General features: G+C 64.1%; 22 protein-coding genes and 1 other RNA gene. 11 read left to right on the forward strand and 12 right to left on the reverse strand.

The genetic code is table 11. The features are described from left to right. Positions 1 to 31 precede the first annotated feature (31 nt). The 5 genes from ASE82_RS01970 to ASE82_RS01990 all read left to right on the forward strand — a co-directional run bounded on the left by ASE82_RS01970 (position 32) and on the right by ASE82_RS01990 (position 3221). Positions 32 to 712, forward strand: coding sequence for an energy transducer TonB (locus ASE82_RS01970; RefSeq protein WP_056058187.1), 681 nt, complete (start codon positions 32 to 34; stop codon positions 710 to 712). Positions 713 to 765: 53 nt separating this feature from the next. Beyond that, positions 766 to 1560, forward strand: coding sequence for a MotA/TolQ/ExbB proton channel family protein (locus tag ASE82_RS01975; protein ID WP_056058190.1), 795 nt, complete (start codon positions 766 to 768; stop codon positions 1558 to 1560). Positions 1561 to 1651: 91 nt separating this feature from the next. Beyond that, positions 1652 to 2128 (forward strand): ExbD/TolR family protein, encoded by a 477-nt coding sequence (locus ASE82_RS01980; RefSeq protein ID WP_056058193.1) that lies wholly within the window; start codon positions 1652 to 1654, stop codon positions 2126 to 2128. A 59-nt stretch (positions 2129 to 2187) separates the two neighbouring features. Next, positions 2188 to 2616, forward strand: coding sequence for an ExbD/TolR family protein (locus ASE82_RS01985; protein ID WP_056058196.1), 429 nt, complete (start codon positions 2188 to 2190; stop codon positions 2614 to 2616). Positions 2617 to 2861: 245 nt separating this feature from the next. Next, a complete protein-coding gene (locus ASE82_RS01990) occupies positions 2862 to 3221 on the forward strand; it encodes a tetratricopeptide repeat protein (protein WP_056059539.1) in 360 nt (119 codons plus the stop codon). Positions 3222 to 3781: 560 nt separating this feature from the next. On the opposite strand, the gene dcd is transcribed toward ASE82_RS01990, so the two are convergent. Next, positions 3782 to 4336, reverse strand: coding sequence for a dCTP deaminase (gene dcd / locus ASE82_RS01995; protein WP_055878967.1), 555 nt, complete (start codon positions 4334 to 4336; stop codon positions 3782 to 3784). Between the two features lie 280 nt (positions 4337 to 4616). Here dcd and ASE82_RS02000 point away from each other — a divergent pair, with 280 nt between their 5' ends. The 3 genes from ASE82_RS02000 (at position 4617) to ASE82_RS02005 (ending at position 7914) form a co-directional block, all read left to right on the forward strand. After that, positions 4617 to 5249, forward strand: coding sequence for an N-acetylmuramoyl-L-alanine amidase (locus tag ASE82_RS02000; RefSeq protein ID WP_056059541.1), 633 nt, complete (start codon positions 4617 to 4619; stop codon positions 5247 to 5249). 198 nt (positions 5250 to 5447) lie between these two features. Then, positions 5448 to 5832, forward strand: an RNA gene (gene rnpB / locus ASE82_RS04820) — RNase P RNA component class A. Between the two features lie 60 nt (positions 5833 to 5892). Beyond that, on the forward strand, positions 5893 to 7914 hold the full coding sequence (locus ASE82_RS02005; protein WP_056058198.1) for a hypothetical protein: 2022 nt from the start codon (positions 5893 to 5895) through the stop codon (positions 7912 to 7914). A 47-nt stretch (positions 7915 to 7961) separates the two neighbouring features. Here ASE82_RS02005 and ASE82_RS02010 read toward each other — a convergent pair whose 3' ends face one another. Next, the gene (locus ASE82_RS02010) at positions 7962 to 8600 is read right to left on the reverse strand and encodes a carbonic anhydrase (RefSeq protein WP_056058200.1); all 639 of its coding nucleotides are present in this window, start codon (positions 8598 to 8600) and stop codon (positions 7962 to 7964) included. Next, positions 8597 to 10177, reverse strand: coding sequence for a SulP family inorganic anion transporter (locus tag ASE82_RS02015; RefSeq protein WP_082440998.1), 1581 nt, complete (start codon positions 10175 to 10177; stop codon positions 8597 to 8599). Before ASE82_RS02015 ends, ASE82_RS02010 begins: the two co-directional genes overlap by 4 nt. A gap of 216 nt (positions 10178 to 10393) precedes the next feature. On the opposite strand from ASE82_RS02015, the gene ASE82_RS02020 reads away from it, so the two are divergent. After that, complete coding sequence (locus tag ASE82_RS02020) at positions 10394 to 10933, forward strand: J domain-containing protein (RefSeq protein WP_056058203.1); 540 nt, start codon at positions 10394 to 10396, stop codon at positions 10931 to 10933. Continuing rightward, positions 10933 to 11277, forward strand: coding sequence for a hypothetical protein (locus ASE82_RS02025; RefSeq protein ID WP_056059545.1), 345 nt, complete (start codon positions 10933 to 10935; stop codon positions 11275 to 11277). Before ASE82_RS02020 ends, ASE82_RS02025 begins: the two co-directional genes overlap by 1 nt. Before the next feature lie 55 nt (positions 11278 to 11332). Here ASE82_RS02025 and ASE82_RS02030 read toward each other — a convergent pair whose 3' ends face one another. The 9 genes from ASE82_RS02030 to ASE82_RS19765 all read right to left on the reverse strand — a co-directional run bounded on the left by ASE82_RS02030 (position 11333) and on the right by ASE82_RS19765 (position 14545). After that, positions 11333 to 11737 carry a SufE family protein gene (locus ASE82_RS02030; protein ID WP_056058206.1) on the reverse strand — a complete coding sequence of 135 codons (405 nt, stop codon included), beginning with the start codon at positions 11735 to 11737 and terminating at the stop codon, positions 11333 to 11335. Positions 11738 to 11851: 114 nt separating this feature from the next. Then, a complete protein-coding gene (locus ASE82_RS02035) occupies positions 11852 to 12091 on the reverse strand; it encodes a hypothetical protein (protein ID WP_056058209.1) in 240 nt (79 codons plus the stop codon). Positions 12092 to 12100: 9 nt separating this feature from the next. After that, positions 12101 to 12349, reverse strand: a complete 249-nt coding sequence (locus ASE82_RS02040; RefSeq protein WP_056058213.1) for a hypothetical protein — start codon at positions 12347 to 12349, stop codon at positions 12101 to 12103. Between the two features lie 24 nt (positions 12350 to 12373). Then, positions 12374 to 12658, reverse strand: a complete 285-nt coding sequence (locus ASE82_RS02045) for a hypothetical protein (protein WP_056058216.1) — start codon at positions 12656 to 12658, stop codon at positions 12374 to 12376. Positions 12659 to 12669: 11 nt separating this feature from the next. Next, on the reverse strand, positions 12670 to 12981 hold the full coding sequence (locus tag ASE82_RS02050; RefSeq protein WP_056058221.1) for a bZIP transcription factor: 312 nt from the start codon (positions 12979 to 12981) through the stop codon (positions 12670 to 12672). 27 nt (positions 12982 to 13008) lie between these two features. After that, positions 13009 to 13392, reverse strand: a complete 384-nt coding sequence (gene pspC / locus ASE82_RS02055; RefSeq protein WP_056058224.1) for an envelope stress response membrane protein PspC — start codon at positions 13390 to 13392, stop codon at positions 13009 to 13011. A gap of 1 nt (position 13393) precedes the next feature. After that, on the reverse strand, positions 13394 to 13681 hold the full coding sequence (gene pspB, locus ASE82_RS02060) for an envelope stress response membrane protein PspB (RefSeq protein ID WP_056058227.1): 288 nt from the start codon (positions 13679 to 13681) through the stop codon (positions 13394 to 13396). Position 13682: 1 nt separating this feature from the next. Continuing rightward, on the reverse strand, positions 13683 to 14348 hold the full coding sequence (pspA, locus tag ASE82_RS02065) for a phage shock protein PspA (RefSeq protein WP_056058229.1): 666 nt from the start codon (positions 14346 to 14348) through the stop codon (positions 13683 to 13685). A gap of 53 nt (positions 14349 to 14401) precedes the next feature. Next, positions 14402 to 14545, reverse strand: a complete 144-nt coding sequence (locus ASE82_RS19765; protein ID WP_168711631.1) for a hypothetical protein — start codon at positions 14543 to 14545, stop codon at positions 14402 to 14404. A gap of 172 nt (positions 14546 to 14717) precedes the next feature. On the opposite strand from ASE82_RS19765, the gene pspF reads away from it, so the two are divergent. After that, entirely contained in the window at positions 14718 to 15755 is a 1038-nt protein-coding gene (pspF, locus tag ASE82_RS02070) for a phage shock protein operon transcriptional activator (protein WP_056058233.1), read from the forward strand. The last annotated feature ends 126 nt before the right edge of the window (positions 15756 to 15881 follow it).

Raw genomic sequence — 15881 nt, forward strand, 5'->3', positions numbered from 1 at the left:
AGCAGGCAGATTAAGGGAGTGTCGTTTCTGAATGGCCTATACTGACCAAAAGATGTCCGGAGGCAAAATCGTCGCGATCGTGATCGTCGCGCTGATTCATGCGGCCTTGGGCTATGCTTTCGTCACTGGCCTCGCGTACCAGTACGTGAAAAAGGCCCAGGAAAAGATGACGACGTTCGACGTGGAGCCGCCACCGCCGCCGCCTCCGCCCGACGAGCCCCCGCCGCCGCCACCCGACCAGCCAAACCTGCCGCCGCCACCGACTACGGTCGTGACGCCGCCGCCAGTCGTGGTAACGCCGCAGCCAGCGCCCGCGCTGACGACGTCGAGCATCATTCCTCGGTTCCAGCCGACGGCACCGCCGTCGCCGCCCGCACCACCAGCGCCGCCGGCACCGCCGCCGACGCCACGTGTCTCGCAGGCTGCTGGTCTCAAGGGTAACCCAGGGCAGTATTTCGGCGCGGACAATTATCCGCCGTCGGCACAGCGCGAGGGTGCTCAGGGTCGCGTTTCCGCGAAGCTGACGATCGGTACGGATGGTCGCGTGACCGACTGTTCGGTGACGTCGTCCAGCGGCAACACGACGCTGGATGATGCGACCTGCCGGATCTCCAAGGCGAGGGTGCGTTTCACGCCTGCCAAGGACGAGAACGGCAATGCCGTAGGGTCGTCGTACCAGCTGAACATCAGGTGGGTCCTGCCTCAGGAATGATCCATCCTACGTCAACCGCACCAGATAAAATTCAGTCAGAGGACTAAGCGAACATGATCACCACCATTCTTGCAGCGGCAGCGCCCGCCGCAGCCGACGCCAACCCGTACGGCCTGCAAGCCGCACTTCGCGAAGGCGGCCTGATTTCGCAGACCGTGTTCGGCATTCTCGTGCTGATGTCGGTCGTGTCGTTCTACATCCTGTTCTCGAAGCTGTTCGAGCAGCAGAAGATCATCGGCCAGGGCAAGCGCGTCCGTCAGGCCTTCTGGTCGTCGAACAGCCTTCGCGAAGGTTCGGCGAAGCTCGAGAAGAACTCGGCCTACAAGCAGATCGTCGACGATGGTCTGGCCGCTCAGGATCAGCATTCGAAGCTGACCGATCCGGTCGAGGCGCATGACTGGCTGCACGGTTCGCTGGCTCGCTCGGAAGCCGCGATCAACTCGAAGCTGGGTGGCGGTCTCGCCTTCCTCGCGACGGTCGGTTCGGTTTCGCCGTTCATCGGTCTGTTCGGTACTGTTATCGGCATCTACCGCGCGCTCGTGAAGATCGGTGCATCGGGTCAGGCATCGATCGACAAGGTCGCAGGGCCGGTCGGTGAAGCACTGATCATGACCGCCCTCGGTCTGGTCGTCGCGGTTCCTGCCGTGCTGTCGTACAACTGGCTGCAGCGCCGCAACAAGTCGATCGCAGAGGACCTGTCGGCCTTCTCGAACGACGTGCTCGGCTTCCTTGCCTCGAACGGTGCGGTTCGTCCGTCGATCGCAACGGCTGCCAAGCCGGTTTCGGCCAAGCCTGCTACGACGACCACGACTGCCGGCCAGACCGGTGGCGTACCGCGCGCCAACTAAGACGCGAAAGGCGGGGCTGCTGTTCGCAGCGGCCCCGCTTCATTGCCGCCGGCGGTTCCGGTGGCGATCAAATGGATAGGATAGTTCGCACATGGCGATGAGTGTTGGTGGCGATTCCACCGAGAGTTCGATATCGGACATCAATACGACGCCGCTGGTCGACGTCATGCTCGTGCTCCTGATCATCTTCCTGGTGACGACGACTGTCGCGGTCCAGGCTGTGCAGCTGAAGCTGCCGGATGTTCGGTTCGATCCGACGATGACCAAGCCCGAGAACGTCTCGCTGTCGGTGACGTCGGCTGGCGGTCAGTGCCAGGTGTATTGGGGTCTTTCGCCAGTGACTCACGAAGAGTTGCTGCAGCGTGCCGTCGACAAGCTGAAGGCTGAGATCGCACGTCAGGGCGGTGTCAACGCGGCTGGTCTCGAATTGCCCGAGGCTCACATCCGCGGCGACGTGAACGCACCGTATCGCTGCATCGGCGCAACGATCTACACGATGCAGCAGGCTGGGTTCGCCCGCGTCGGCTTCATCTCCGAACCGCCTCCCGGCGGCACCACTGAACGTTGATGGCGAACGCTGATGCCGAACGCTGATGATCGCTCGGACGTATTTAGGAGTAGTATAAGATGGCAATGAGCGGCGGCAAAGAAGATGGCGCGCCGATGATGGAAATGAACATGACGCCGTTGATCGACGTCCTGCTCGTTCTCCTCATCATGTTCATCATCACGATCCCCATTCAGACGCATGCGGTGAAGGTCGACCTTCCGGTCAACAGCAAGAACCAGCCGCAGAACCCGGTCGATCCGCAGAAGAACAAGATCTCGATCGATCCCGCCGGTACGGTCGCGTGGAACGGTTCGCCGGTCGACGAGGTCACGCTGCGCCAGTATCTGGATCAGTCCGCTGGCATGACGCCCGAGCCGGAACTCCACTTCCAGCCCGATCCGGAATCGAAGTATGAAGTGGTCGATCGCACGCTGGCCGTGATCAAGCGGTCCGCGATCACCAAGCTCGGCTTCATCGGCAACGAGCAGTATCGCAACGCCTTCTAAGACGTCCTGCGTACAGTATCGAACGTCCAAAGGGCGGTCCTCCGGGGCCGCCCTTTTTCGTTGCTTGCTCAGGATCGGGCGGCGGCTGGAACGGGTCGGCAAAACGCTTGGCGGGCTATCGACAGACCGCAGTCCGTATGGCTGGGCGAACTTGATCAATGTGCTTGTATGACAGTCATCGAAGTGACACACTGTTGTCACAAAAATGAAACCTTCCGATACGCGAAGGTCAGTGGAGATGGATGATGCGCAAGACCGTCCTGTTCGTTCTAGCAACCTTGGGTGCAGCCACGCCGGCGTTGGCGGACCAGTCCGCGTCGACGGATCGCACTGGCTATGTCGCGATCGCGGCCGGCGACCTGTCGACGGCAGAACAGCGCATCGTCGCCGAGCGGAAGATCTTCCCGCAGCGTCCCGAACTCATGCTGAATCTGGCGTCGGTCTATCATCGCACCGGCCGCGAGTCGGAGGCACGCGCGCTGTATGCAGCGGTGCTCGACCGTCCCGCGGTCGCGATGGACCTGCCATCGGGCGCAGTGGCGTCCTCGCACGATCTGGCCAGCCGCGCATTGGCGCGCCATTCGCAGCAGATTGCGACTCGCTAACGACTGACGCGCGCCGTCCGAGGAGGTCGCGTACTCCCTTGTTCTCCCGCGAAGGCGGGAGCCCAGACTGGGTCCCCGCGTCCGCGGGGAAACAAGCTGAGTAGGCGGTTGATCGTATCTGCACAGCTGCGAACAGCTATCAGCTGTAAGGAACCTCATCGTTCGATCGGATCGCCATGACGGCGGTTCGAAGGTACTGCGATTAGGCGGCAATCCGACAACGTTTCGTGCACTATTCGCTTGCGACCTCGCGGTCGTTAGCAGCCGGAAACCCCGTCAACCACGACAGGCATCTCACGACCCCGGAGAAGGCCGGGGCCCAGTTGGAAGCCGCCCCCAACTGAGCGGTGAGCGTCATCACCGAGACCTCACCACCTGGACCCCGGCCTTCGCCGGGGAGGTTGGCTAGAAGGGGATGCCCTTTACTCACTGCCTACAAGTGGCTGCCAAGTTGCGGGGAGCATCGCGGAATCGCGCAGTTCGGCGACATGGAGCAGTTAGATCAGCTTTAACGCTGAGCAACCGTCTGCCGTGGTCTCGCTCGAGCCCCGAGCCCAACCCTACAGTCGCGGCAGAGTCACCCCACGCTGCCCCATATATTTCCCCGCCCGGTCCGCATAACTCACTTCGCACGGCTCGTTCCCCTTCAGGAACAGGAACTGGCACGCACCCTCGTTCGCATAGATCTTGGCCGGCAGCGGCGTGGTGTTGGAGAATTCCAGCGTCACATGCCCCTCCCATTCCGGCTCCAGCGGTGTCACGTTGACGATGATCCCGCAGCGCGCATAGGTCGACTTGCCGAGGCAGATCACCAGCACGTCGCGCGGTACGCGAAAATATTCGACCGTGCGGGCCAGCGCGAAGCTGTTCGGCGGGATGATGCAGACGTCGGTCTTGCGGTCGACGAAGCTGTTCGCGGCAAAGTCCTTCGGGTCGACGATCGCGCTGTCGACGTTGGTGAAGATCTTGAACTCGTCGGCAACGCGCGCGTCGTAGCCATAGGACGACAGCCCATACGAGATGCAGCCGTCGCGGCGCTGCGCTTCGTGGAACGGTTCGATCATCGCATCGCCCAGCGCGCGCTCGCGGATCCAGCGGTCGGACATCACGGACATGGCAACTCCCTTTTCGCGAGCGGCTTTCGCCCGGATGCGGGCCGACGGCAAGAGGGACGCGCCGAATCACGTGTAGCCCCGACCACGACTCCTTCAGGAAGCGTCTGCCTACGCGCGTAGGCTATTGATGCGGTCGAGCGGTGGCGTCACAATGCAGCGTCACGATCGCCGCGGTCGAGACTGCGCCATCGGTGCTGGCCCGACGGCTAAAAGGGAAGCTGGCTTGAAGTTCATCGAGACCCCGTCACCCAATTTCGACGATCGTTCGCTGCCCATCACGATGATCGTGCTGCACTATACCGGGATGCAGGACGGCGCGTCGGCGATCGCTCGGCTGCGCGACCCCGAGGCGAAGGTGTCCTCGCATTATCTGGTCGAGGAAGACGGCACCGTCCTGCGGATGGTCGCGGAGGACAAGCGCGCTTGGCACGCGGGCAAATCGCATTGGCGCGACGTCGACGACGTCAACTCGGCCAGCATCGGCATCGAGATCGTCAATCCCGGCCACGAGTTCGGCTATCGCCCGTTTCCGCCGGAGCAGATCGCATCGGTCGTGCAGCTGGTCGCCGAGATCAAGGATCGCCACGAGATCACGCGCGGCAACATCGTCGGCCATTCGGACATCGCCCCTGTGCGCAAGCGCGATCCGGGCGAGCTGTTTCCGTGGCACGAACTGGCGCGGCGGCGACTGGCGCTGCCGCGGCCTACCAAGAATTTGATGGACCCGGGCTGGACCGAAGGCGGCTTCTGCCTCGCGCTCGAGCGCTTCGGCTACGACGTCGAGAACCGGATGGCAGCGACGATGGCCTTCCAGCGGCGATTTCGACCGGAACTGGTCGATGGCGAGGTCGATGCGGAGTGCCGGTGCATTCTTCTTGCGTTGCTGCTGCCGAAGCCAATGGGCGACGACTGACGAACGCTACGGTCTCCCCTCCCTAGAAGGGAGGGGCAGGGGGTGGGTTGGCCGGCTTTTGTCGTAACCGTTCCATGATGCGGAAACCTACCCACCCCCGACCCCTCCCTTCCAGGGAGGGGAGAGCGTTTCGCCTGTAAGAGTGCTCCTACTAAAAACGGTGGTGCATCGCCCATACCCGCGCTAGGGCTCGCGTCGCCAGAGGGTCGGGCGGCCGCGGGTGTCTTTGGACACGCGAGGAAAGTCCGGGCTCCGCGAAACGACGGTGCCGGGTAACGCCCGGCGAGGGTGACCTCAGGGAAAGTGCCACAGAGAGCAGACGGCCAACCCTCGGCGCAAGCTGGGGCGGTCAGAGTGAAAGGGTGCGGTAAGAGCGCACCGCGCGCCTGGTAACAGGGGCGGCACGGCAAACCCCACCGGGAGCAAGATCGAATAGGGGTGGCACATGGGCTTCGTTTCAGCTCGTCACCCGGGTTGATTGCTTGAGGCGGCGGGCAACCGTCGTCCTAGAGGAATGGTCGCCTAACTTCCGTATCGAAGGATCGGAAATGGACAGAACCCGGCTTACAGACCCTCTGGCATCCTTCCCCGAACCATTGCAGACTGCGCTGAAATAACGCTGGGCTGCGACGTGGGGAATGTGATGCGTATCAAGACGATCGCGCTGTTGGGTGCAGGCGTGTTGGCGATGGCGGGTGGGCTCGTCCCCGTTGGCGCGCAGACGCCGCCGTCGACGACGACAATTCAACAGGACTTCGACGCAGCGACGGCGCTGGATGCGAAACCCGATCGCGCGGCGTCGCTGGCGGCCTGGGAGAAACTGGAAGCGCGAACCAAGCCCGGGTCACGCAGCCGCGGCATCGTGCTCGTCCGCAAGGCGCCGACTCTGTTCGCGCTGAACCGCGCCGACGAATCGGTTAAGGCTGCACGGGCCGGGCTCGCCTTGCTGCCGGCCGACGATGCCAGTCTTGCAGAAGACCGGACACGCGCTTTCCTCATCCTCGGCCAGGTCGCGACCGATACGCTCGATTACGCGGGCGCCGTGACCGCGCTCCAGCAGGCGGAGGCGAGCGCGATCAGTACCGCCGACAAGCTGGGCGCGATGCTGTCGCTGGTGACTGCGCAGATCTTCATCGATCCCACCGCCGCGGCGGCGACGTTGGCACGCAGCGACGCATTGGTCGGCACGGTGAAACTCGAGAAGAGCGTCGCCGCGCGGTTCGCACGCGAGCGGACCCTCCTGAAGCTCAACACCGGGGACATTGCCGGCGCCCGCGCCAGCGCGTTGCAGGCGATCCGGCTTCTCGGCGGCCTCGAAACCGACAAGGTCGATATCATGGACGCATCGGCGCGCTCCGATGCTGCGATCGCATACCTGCTGAGCGGCAATGCGGACGAGGCGCGGCGGTACATGGCCTATACTGGTGCCGGACGCATGGTGAAGGGATCGTTCGACCCTGCCGCGGAGATGCGCTCGCCCGATTGTGGCGGCGATGCCGGTCTCAAGCCGCAGGACGTTGCGGTGGTCGAATTCAACATCGCGTCCGACGGTACGATCGACCAGGCGGCGCCGATCTATGCCGCGGGCGGCGGCCAGGTCGCGCTGGAGTTCGCGCGGGCGGTCAAGGGTTGGTCATGGCCTGCCGAAAAGGTGCAGGCGATCCCGGCCTTCTATCGTTATCACGTGCGGGTCGAGATGCGCTGTTCGACCGCGTTCGAGCGGCCATCGATCGACGACGGACTGGACGACGTCCTGGAACAGTGGCTGTCCAGCAAGGGCGTCACGGTCGCCCCTGCACCGACCGGCTCGCAGGCGGCCGCGCTCGCCGGACAGCGCGCCGAACTCGCATCGGCGACCGCTCAATCGCCTAATGGTTTGCGTACGCTCGCCGCGATCTATCGCCTGACGAACAATCCTACGGTAGCGCGCGAAGAGCGTGCGGCCTTGGCTGCGCGGGCGCTGGCGATCGCGGTCGCCAACGATGCGCCGCCTAGTGCGCGGCTGACGTTCGACCTGCCGGGACGCGTCGATGCGGTGACCGACATCTGGCGGCCGGGGGTATTCGAGCGGACGCTGACGCCGATGGTATCGGAACCCGTCTACGCGAACGACCCCCAGGCGCGGGCGGCGATCCGGTTGATGATGGTCGACGGCGCCGTCGCACGGACGCGAAAATCCGAGAAGAACGACACGGCGATCGTCACGCTTCGGCAAGTGGCGGACGACAAAGCCTTGAAGCCGAACGATCCGCTGCGCGTCGGCGCGCTGATCCGCATCGCATCGATTGAGGAGCGCAACGGCGAGATCGACGCAGCGCGGGCGACATTCGCGTCGAGTGGCCTAACCGCGAACCAGTGCGCGATCATGGATGCACCACCGAAGATGGTATCCCAGCCGGGATCGGAAGCGTTCCCGATGGAAGCAATGCGTTGGGGTTTCGAAGGGTGGACCCAGGTTCAGTTCGACATCGGCGCGGACGGCAACGTCATCAACCAGCGTGCGCTGCTGAGCTATCCGCCGTTCATCTTCTCGGAGGCGGGCACCAAGTTCTTCACCAAGGCCAAATACGCCAAGACGTATCGTCCCGACGGCGGGCTCGGTTGCGGCGCCACGACGACCCGTATCAAGTTCATGCTGCCAGACTCCGCGCGGCGCGGCTCGTAAGCGAAAGATAGCCCCTTCCCACGGCTAAGGTGGGAAGGGGGAACGCCTTACACCAGCACCTTGTCCGGCCGGCCGACCTCTTCGAGCACGGTCGTCGAATCGATCTCCATCATCGGTTTGATCAGCCCGTCGCGGATGTCGTAGACCCACCCGTGGAGCAGCACTTCCTGGCCCCGCGCGAACGCCCCCTGGATCGTCTTGGTGCGCGCGAGCCGGATGAGCTGGTCGCGGACGTTGACCTCTACCAGGCGGTTGACCTTCTGCTCGCGGTCGGGCTGCGCGTCGATCTCGTCGGCATGGTCGTGCAACACGCAGCGCGCGGTGCTCAGCCAGTCGTCGACCGGTCCGGTGGTGCCGCCATCCAGCGTCGCGCGGATCCCGCCGCAAGCATAATGCCCGCAGATGATGATGTGCCGCACGCCGAGCACGTCGATCGCATATTGCAGCACCGACATCAGGTTCATGTCGTCGTCATTGACGAGATTGGCGATGTTGCGGTGGATGAACATGTTGCCGGGCGGCGTCATGGTCATCTGTTCGGGCCCGACGCGGCTGTCCGAACAGCCGATCCACAGGAACTCGGGGTTCTGGCCGACCAGCTGGCGCTGGAAGAAGTCGGCGCTCTCCTCGATGATCTCGGCCGCCCACGCCTTATTGGCGAGCAGGAGCTGCTTGTACTGCCTCATGCGAAACGGACCTCGGTCTGGGGGGCGTTGATCAGCTTGACCGTCCGGAGCGCGAGATCGCCGCGGATGAGCACGGTGATGCCGCGATACGCGGCGCCCTTGATGAACGCGTTGATGATGTCGACGTTGTCGAGATCGACATAGCTGGTCGACGACAGGTCGATCAGCAGGTTCGCATTGTCGGGCACCTTGGCGAGCGACTTCTGCAACTCGTATTTGTGGATGAAGTACAGGTTGCGGCGGGCGCGGACGAGGCAGTCCTCGTCGTCGCAGGCAAAGGTGATCGCCGTGCGGAAGTTGCGCGCGACGACGAACACGAAGCCGACCGCGAGGCCGATGACGATGCCTTCGAGCAGGTCGGTGAACAGGATCGCAGCCACCGTGACGACGAACGGAATGAACTGCGTCCAGCCCTGCTTGAAGCGCTCGGTGTAGAGCTTCGGCTTGGTCAGCTTGTAGCCGGTCGCGATCAGCACCGCGGCGAGTGCCGACAGCGGGATCAGGTTTAGCACCGCGGGGATCAACGCGACGCTGACCAGCAGCCAGAAGCCGTGCAGGATCGTCGACAGCTTGCTCTCGGCCTTGGCATCGACGTTCGCCGACGAGCGCACGATCACCGAGGTGACGGGCAGGCCGCCGATCAGCCCGGACAGGATGTTGCCGCCGCCCTGCGCCATCAATTCCCAGTTCTTGTCGGTCGAGCGACGGCGCGGATCGATCTCATCGACCGCCTTGACGCTCAGCAGCGACTCGAGGCTGGCGACGATCGCGAGCGTGACCGCGCTGCTCCAGACGATGCCCATCGTGATCCCGGAAAAATCGGGGAAAGTGAACAGCGACGGGAATTGCGACAATGTCTGCGTGATAGGCACCTGCACAAGATGCGTCGCCTGCAACTGCCAATCGGGCTTCACGGCACCGAGCAACATGTTGCCGAAGATGCCGATCAGCACGACGACCAGCGGGCCGGGAACGAAGCGCAGCGGGCCGTCCTTCGGCTTCGCGCCGTCCCACCAGAACAGGAAGGCGAGGCTGACCGAGGCGATCAGGATCGCACCCGGCGTCACCGCGGCGCTGAGGCTGTCGAGGATCCGCGAAAAGGTGTTGATGCCGTTCGCGGTGGTGAATTCGAAGATACCCTCGGCCTCACGGTCGAAGCCGACGGCATGCGGTATTTGCTTGAGGATCAGGATCAGGCCGATCGCGGCGAGCATGCCAGTGATGACGGAGGACGGCACGAACTCGCTGAGGATGCCGGCGCGGGTCAGCGAGAAGCAGATCTGGAGCACGCCGGCTAGCACGACCGCCATCAGGAACATCTGGTAGCTCGGCATGCTCTCGATCGCGGTGAGCACGATCACGGTCAGGCCGGCGGCGGGGCCGCTGACCGACAGCGGCGACTTCGAGAACAGGCCGACCGCGATGCCGCCGACGATGCCCGATATGATGCCGGCGAACAGTGGCGCCCCGGAGGCGAGCGCCACGCCGAGACAGAGGGGCAGCGCGACGAGCGCGACGACGATGGAGGCGGGAAGATCCGCGCGCCATGTGGTAAGCTTTGGAATGAGAGTCGGCACCAGGGCTCCTGTCCTTAAGGTGTCGGCCGGGAATACGTCCGCACCGGACGCATCTATCCATGCCACATGACAAATAGTTCATGTTCAGTAATCGATGAACGGTGTCTGACTCAAGGCGGAATGTTGCGGCGCGGAAGATTGTCGGATCGGGCAAGTTTACATCGCGATCGCTGCGTGCGGTTGCGTTGTCCGTGGGGACGCCTATCTCGGGCCGCTATGGCGAGAAGCACGACACGATCTTCCGACTGGGGTTTCCCGCGCTGGCGCGAATATGGCGCGAGCACCGAGGCGGTGACCGTCCGGTTGTGCGATCGGCATGGCTGCAACGAGCCCGGCAACTGCCCGGCGCCGAAATCGCCCAACAGCCCCGACCGCTGGTATTTCTGCATGAACCACGCCGGCGAATATAATCGCGGCTGGAATTATTTCGAAGGCTTGAGCGCGGAGGAAGCGGCCGAGCGCGAGGCGGCGGAAACGCGCACCGCCGACGGCTATACCGATCCGAAGCATTATGCCTGGGCTGGCTCGGGCGACGGCAGCCGGTCGCGCGACGAGATGCGCGCGTTGGAGGTGCTCGACCTCGAGCCCGACGCGACGTTCGAGGACGTCCGCGCGGCGTGGCGGCGGATGGCGAAGGCGAATCATCCGGACGTGCGCCCGAACGACAAGGATGCTGCGAAGCGGTTCCAGGGCGTGCAGGCGGCGTACGAAGTGCTGAAGGTGGCCGAGGATCAGCGGACCTGGAAACCGGCGTGATCCGGGTCCTCGCCAGTCGCTGGCAAGGTAGCGTTCTGGTTTGCGGCAAGTGTTCGAAGAAGCTCGATGGCGGGTTTGGCGAAAAGGGCCGGACACCCCTCGCGAAGCTGTTGCGTCAGGCACTCGGCGTCAAGAAGGGCCGCAAGTCGGATCGCGGCGTGGTCGAGGTGAGGTGTCTTGGCGTGTGCCCGAAGAACGCGGTGGTGATGGTCGATGGCGCCCGGCCGGACCGGTGGATGTTGGTCCCGGCTGGTGCTGATGCCGAAGAGGTCGTCGCTACGCTCAACGAACCCGCTAGCGTGCCCTCACCCTCGCCGCCTCCGGCGTCTCTCCCTCTCCCCTAAGGGGAGAGGGAAGGGGCCCGCGGCCACTTGGCCGTGGGAAGGGTGAGGGCACGATTTAGGCGTACCGCTCCGCCGTCTCCCGGATCAGCGCAATCATGTTCGGAATCCCCTGCGTCCGGTTCGAACTCAGCTGCTTGCTAAGATCGAACGGCGCCAGTTCCGCCTTGATATCCGTCGTGACGATTGCGCCAGGCGCCTGATCCTGCACCGTCAGCAACACCAACGCGATAATCCCCTTCGTGATTGCTGCGTTAGAGTCTGCAAGAAAGTGGAGCCGGCCATCATCGGTCGTAGTCGGATACACCCAAACCGAAGCCGAGCACCCCCGCACCAACGTCGCGTCGGTCTTCAGCGCCTCCGGCATCGGTTCAAGCTCTTTGCCAAGGTCGATCAGCAGGCGATAGCGGTCGTCAGGTTCAAGGAAGTCATATTCCTCGCGAATGTCGGTGAGAGTGGCCATTCCTGTCGGGTAGCGGTTCGAAGGTAACGCTTCAACATCATGTTCCCCCGCGAAGGCGGGGGCCCAGTCTGGACCCCCGCCTTCGCGGGGGAACAAGTCTCCCGGTCGGTGGCCCTATAGATCCACCCCGGCCGCGATCGCCTCAAGCTTCTTGATCCGCTCCTTCAAGTCCGCGATCTCGATCCGCGATCCGGTCGACACCGCGACCGGCATGCGGCCGTCCTGCATGTTATCCAGCTCCATCCGCCGCAGCGAGAGCCATCCGCGCCATCCGGCCAATCCGCCTGCGACGATCATCGCCAGCCCCGCAAGGCTCGCCAGCGCCAGGGTGATATAGACGTTAGGTTCGATCATGTCCGCCTCCTAGCGGTCGCGGAGCCGTTCGATCTCTCGGTCGAGATCGACGCTCTTGTGGTTGTCGGTGATCACGCGCTCCAGCACCTGGATGCGCTCCTTCATCTGCTGCACCTCGTCGCGGAGGCGGGTTGCTTCTGGGTCGTTCATCAGCGACGAGCCCTCGGCATGTCGGCCGCTCTTGTGGCGCGATTTGAAGATGCCGGTAATCATCACGATCAGGACGATCATCACGACCATCACCTGTCCACCATTCATGATCTTGTCTCCTAACGGGTCGGTCTAGTTGGCCAAGCGCTCGGTCGCGGGACCGGTATCGCGGAGCAGGTCGATCTCGTTCGAGAGCTCGATCCCGCGGTCGGTGACGATCCGTTCGAGCACCCGGACGCGCTGTTCGAGGCGGTCGGTATGCGCCGCATATTGCGCGGACTTCTCGGCGATCATTTGCGCGTCGAGTTCCATGCGGCGGTGCCGGTAGGCGAACCAGGGCCTGACGAAGACACCGCCGAAAATCGCGAGCAGTCCGCAGCAGATGCCTAGGATCGGGATGAGCAAGGGGCTGAGCATGATCGTGTCCTTCAGCGGTCGCGGAGGGCGTCGATCTCGCGAGCGGTGCGCTCGGCGGGATCGGTAGCGATGCGTTCGAGGACCGCGATCCGCTCCTCGAGGCGGGAAACCTGACCGGTGAGGCGCTCATTCTCGCTGCTGAGCAGCTCGACCTTTCGTTCGCCAGCGGGGTCCTGCTTGTGCCCGCCGCCCCAGTTCATTGAGTTGCCCCAGTCGTCGCTCGGCGGATAGCCGTGCTTCGTACGGATCCAGTTGTTGACGATCCAGCCGACGGTCGTGATCGCGATGATGGCGATAATGAAACCTGGTCCACCCCAAGCCATAGTCATTCTCCCTGTTGACGCCGCGTCTCAGCGCAGGCTGTCGATCTCTGCCGCGAGGCTGGTGCTGTTGCGGCTCGTATAGTGCGTCTCGATGTCGGCGAGGCGGCGGTCGATGTCGCGGAACTTGCTGCGGACCTCGGCGGTCGAGCGCTTCGGGTTCGAACGGACGCCCTGCCAGAACTTCGCGTCGTCAGGTGTCTCGTACAGGCCGATCGGCTTGGCATGCCCCATCCAGGCGACCATCCAATAGGCCAGCAGCGTCCAGGGAAATCCCCCGGCAAGCGTCAGGACGACCATGCCGACCCGGACGAAGAGCGCATCGACGCCAGTGTAGTCGGCGATCCCCGCGCAGACGCCCTTCCACTTGGCGTTCTGCTTATCGAGGTAAAACTGCGTGCGGCTGCCGGACATCTCAGTTCCTCCGATCAGAAGTGCGGTCGGACTGATGGTCCGACAGATACGGCGATTGCGTCGTGCCGAGGCCCGGCTTCCAGTCGGGATTGTCGGCGGCGATGATCCGTTCGACGGTCATCACTCGGTCCTCGAGGCGGCGGGCGAGCATCTGCATCTCGTCGAGCAGGCGCTCGTCCTCCTCCGTGATCCGCGGCGCCTGTTTCCACTTTGTGATGTAGTGCAGGATCACCCACGGCAGCCCGATGAAGAGCACGGCGCAGACGAGAACGGGCATCAGGTCATCCATCTCAATCGTCCTTCTTCATGCGCGCCTTGAGCGCGGCGAGCTGGGCGTTGACCTTGTCGTCGCTGCGCAGCTCGGCGATTTCCTCTTCGAGCGACTTGACGACCCCGAGCCCCATCGCATCCGCGCGGCCCTCGGCCTCGTCGACACGGCGGTCGAGGATGTCGAAGCGGCTGAACGCCTCGTGCGTTTTCGGCCCGTTGTACATCTCGCGCAGCCGGGTGCGGTTGTTCGCGCTTTCCAGCCGGGTCTGCACCGCGTTCTGCTTGGTGCGCGCCTCGCGGAGTTTGGTCTGGAGCTTGGCGATGTCCTCTTCCGACGCGCGGAGCGCATCGTCGAGCACGCCGACCTCGGCCTTCAGCTGCTCGGCCATGTCGAATGCCTTCTGGCGCTCGACCAGGGCAGCCTTGGCAAGATCCTCGCGGTCCTTGCTCAGCGCCAGTTCGGCCTTCTCGGTCCAGTTGTCCTGGAGCTGCTCCAGCTTCGAGATATGGCGGCGCATCTCCTTCTGGTCGGCGATGGTGCGCGCGGCGGAGGCGCGAACCTCGACCAGCGTTTCCTCCATCTCGAGGATGATCATGCGGATCATCTTCGACGGATCTTCGGCCTTCTCGATGAGATCGGCGAAGTTGGCGGCGACGATGTCGCGGGTGCGGGAAAAGATGCCCATGTAAAATCCTACTCCAGGGGTCGGCCCGAGGCTCTTGGCGAGCCGTCGGGGTCTTATGCCACGATTGCGGTAGTTGCCGCGATAGGCGTCATGTTGGTTGCGGTCGCAGGTCCTACCGCGCCGATGACGCAGGTTGCGCTGGCGACGATGGTGCAGAGGGCGGCGACGACGGTGCGGGCGATGGTGGTGTTGAACATGGTGGGTCCCCTTTGAGGATGGTCGGTTCCGCTATTCGGCGGGTTGCCTGAAGCGTTGCATCAGTCGTGCCAGTTTCGAAAATGGTGCAATTGCAGGGGTTTGCGCGATTTCAGTTGTTCGGGGCGTGGCGGAAGCTTGCCAAGAGTTGGGAATTCGCGCCACATCTTCGCCATGGAGCGAACAACCCAGGTCATCGGCGAGTCCGGCACGTTCATGGCGGCGCTCGAACGCGCGTCGCGGGCGGCGGCGTTGGATCGCCCCGTGCTGGTGATCGGCGAGCGCGGCACGGGCAAGGAACTGGTCGCCGAACGCCTCCACCGCCTGTCGCCGCGGTGGGATCAGCCGCTGGTTATCATGAACTGCGCGGCGCTGCCCGAAACGCTGATCGAGGCGGAGTTGTTCGGGCACGAGGCGGGCGCGTTCACCGGCGCAACCAAGGCGCGAGTAGGGCGGTTCGAGGAGGCCGATGGCGGCACGCTGTTCCTCGACGAACTCGGCACGCTGTCGATGGCCGCGCAGGACCGACTGCTCCGCGCGGTCGAATATGGCGAGATCACCCGGATCGGTTCGTCACGCCCGATGCGCGTCGACGTCCGCATCGTCGCTGCCACCAACGAGCATCTCCCCGACAAGGTCGACCGGCACGAGTTCCGCGCCGATCTGCTCGACCGGCTGTCGTTCGAGGTGGTGACGTTGCCGCCATTGCGTGCGCGGACCGGCGACGTGGTCGTGCTCGCCGAGCATTTCGGTCGGCGGATGGCGTCCGAACTCGGTCGCGAGCGTTGGGAGGGGTTTGGCCCGGCGGCGATGGATGCGCTGATCGCCTATCGCTGGCCCGGCAACGTCCGCGAGCTGCGTAACGTCGTCGAGCGGGCGGTGTATCGCTGGGAGCAGGCGGGACCGATCGACGCGATCGAGATCGACCCGTTCCAGTCGCCGCACCGGCCGGGTGCGTCGACCGCGCCTAAACCTATGGCGGTGCCGCTCCGCGATGCCGAACCGAACGAAGGCGAGGACCCCGTCGTCGCGTGCGAGGAAGGCCCCTCGGACTTCAAGTCCCGCGTATCCCGCTTCGAACGCGACCTGCTCTCCCGAGCGCTGTCGGAACACCGCTTCAACCAGCGCGCCACCGCTGAAGCGCTAGGCCTGAGCTACGACCAACTCCGCCACGCCCTGAAACGCCACGATCTGCTCAACGCAGGCGGCTAAGCCTACTTCCCCCCTCCCTGAAAGGGAGGGGCCGGGGGTGGGTCGGCTTCCGCATCAGGCGACGTCAGCGGCACAAGCGGGCCGACCCACCCCCAACCCCTCCCTTCCAGGGGGGGGGGGGAAGAA

The sequence above is a fragment of the Sphingomonas sp. Leaf230 genome, from assembly GCF_001421745.1.
GTDB lineage: Bacteria > Pseudomonadota > Alphaproteobacteria > Sphingomonadales > Sphingomonadaceae > Sphingomonas.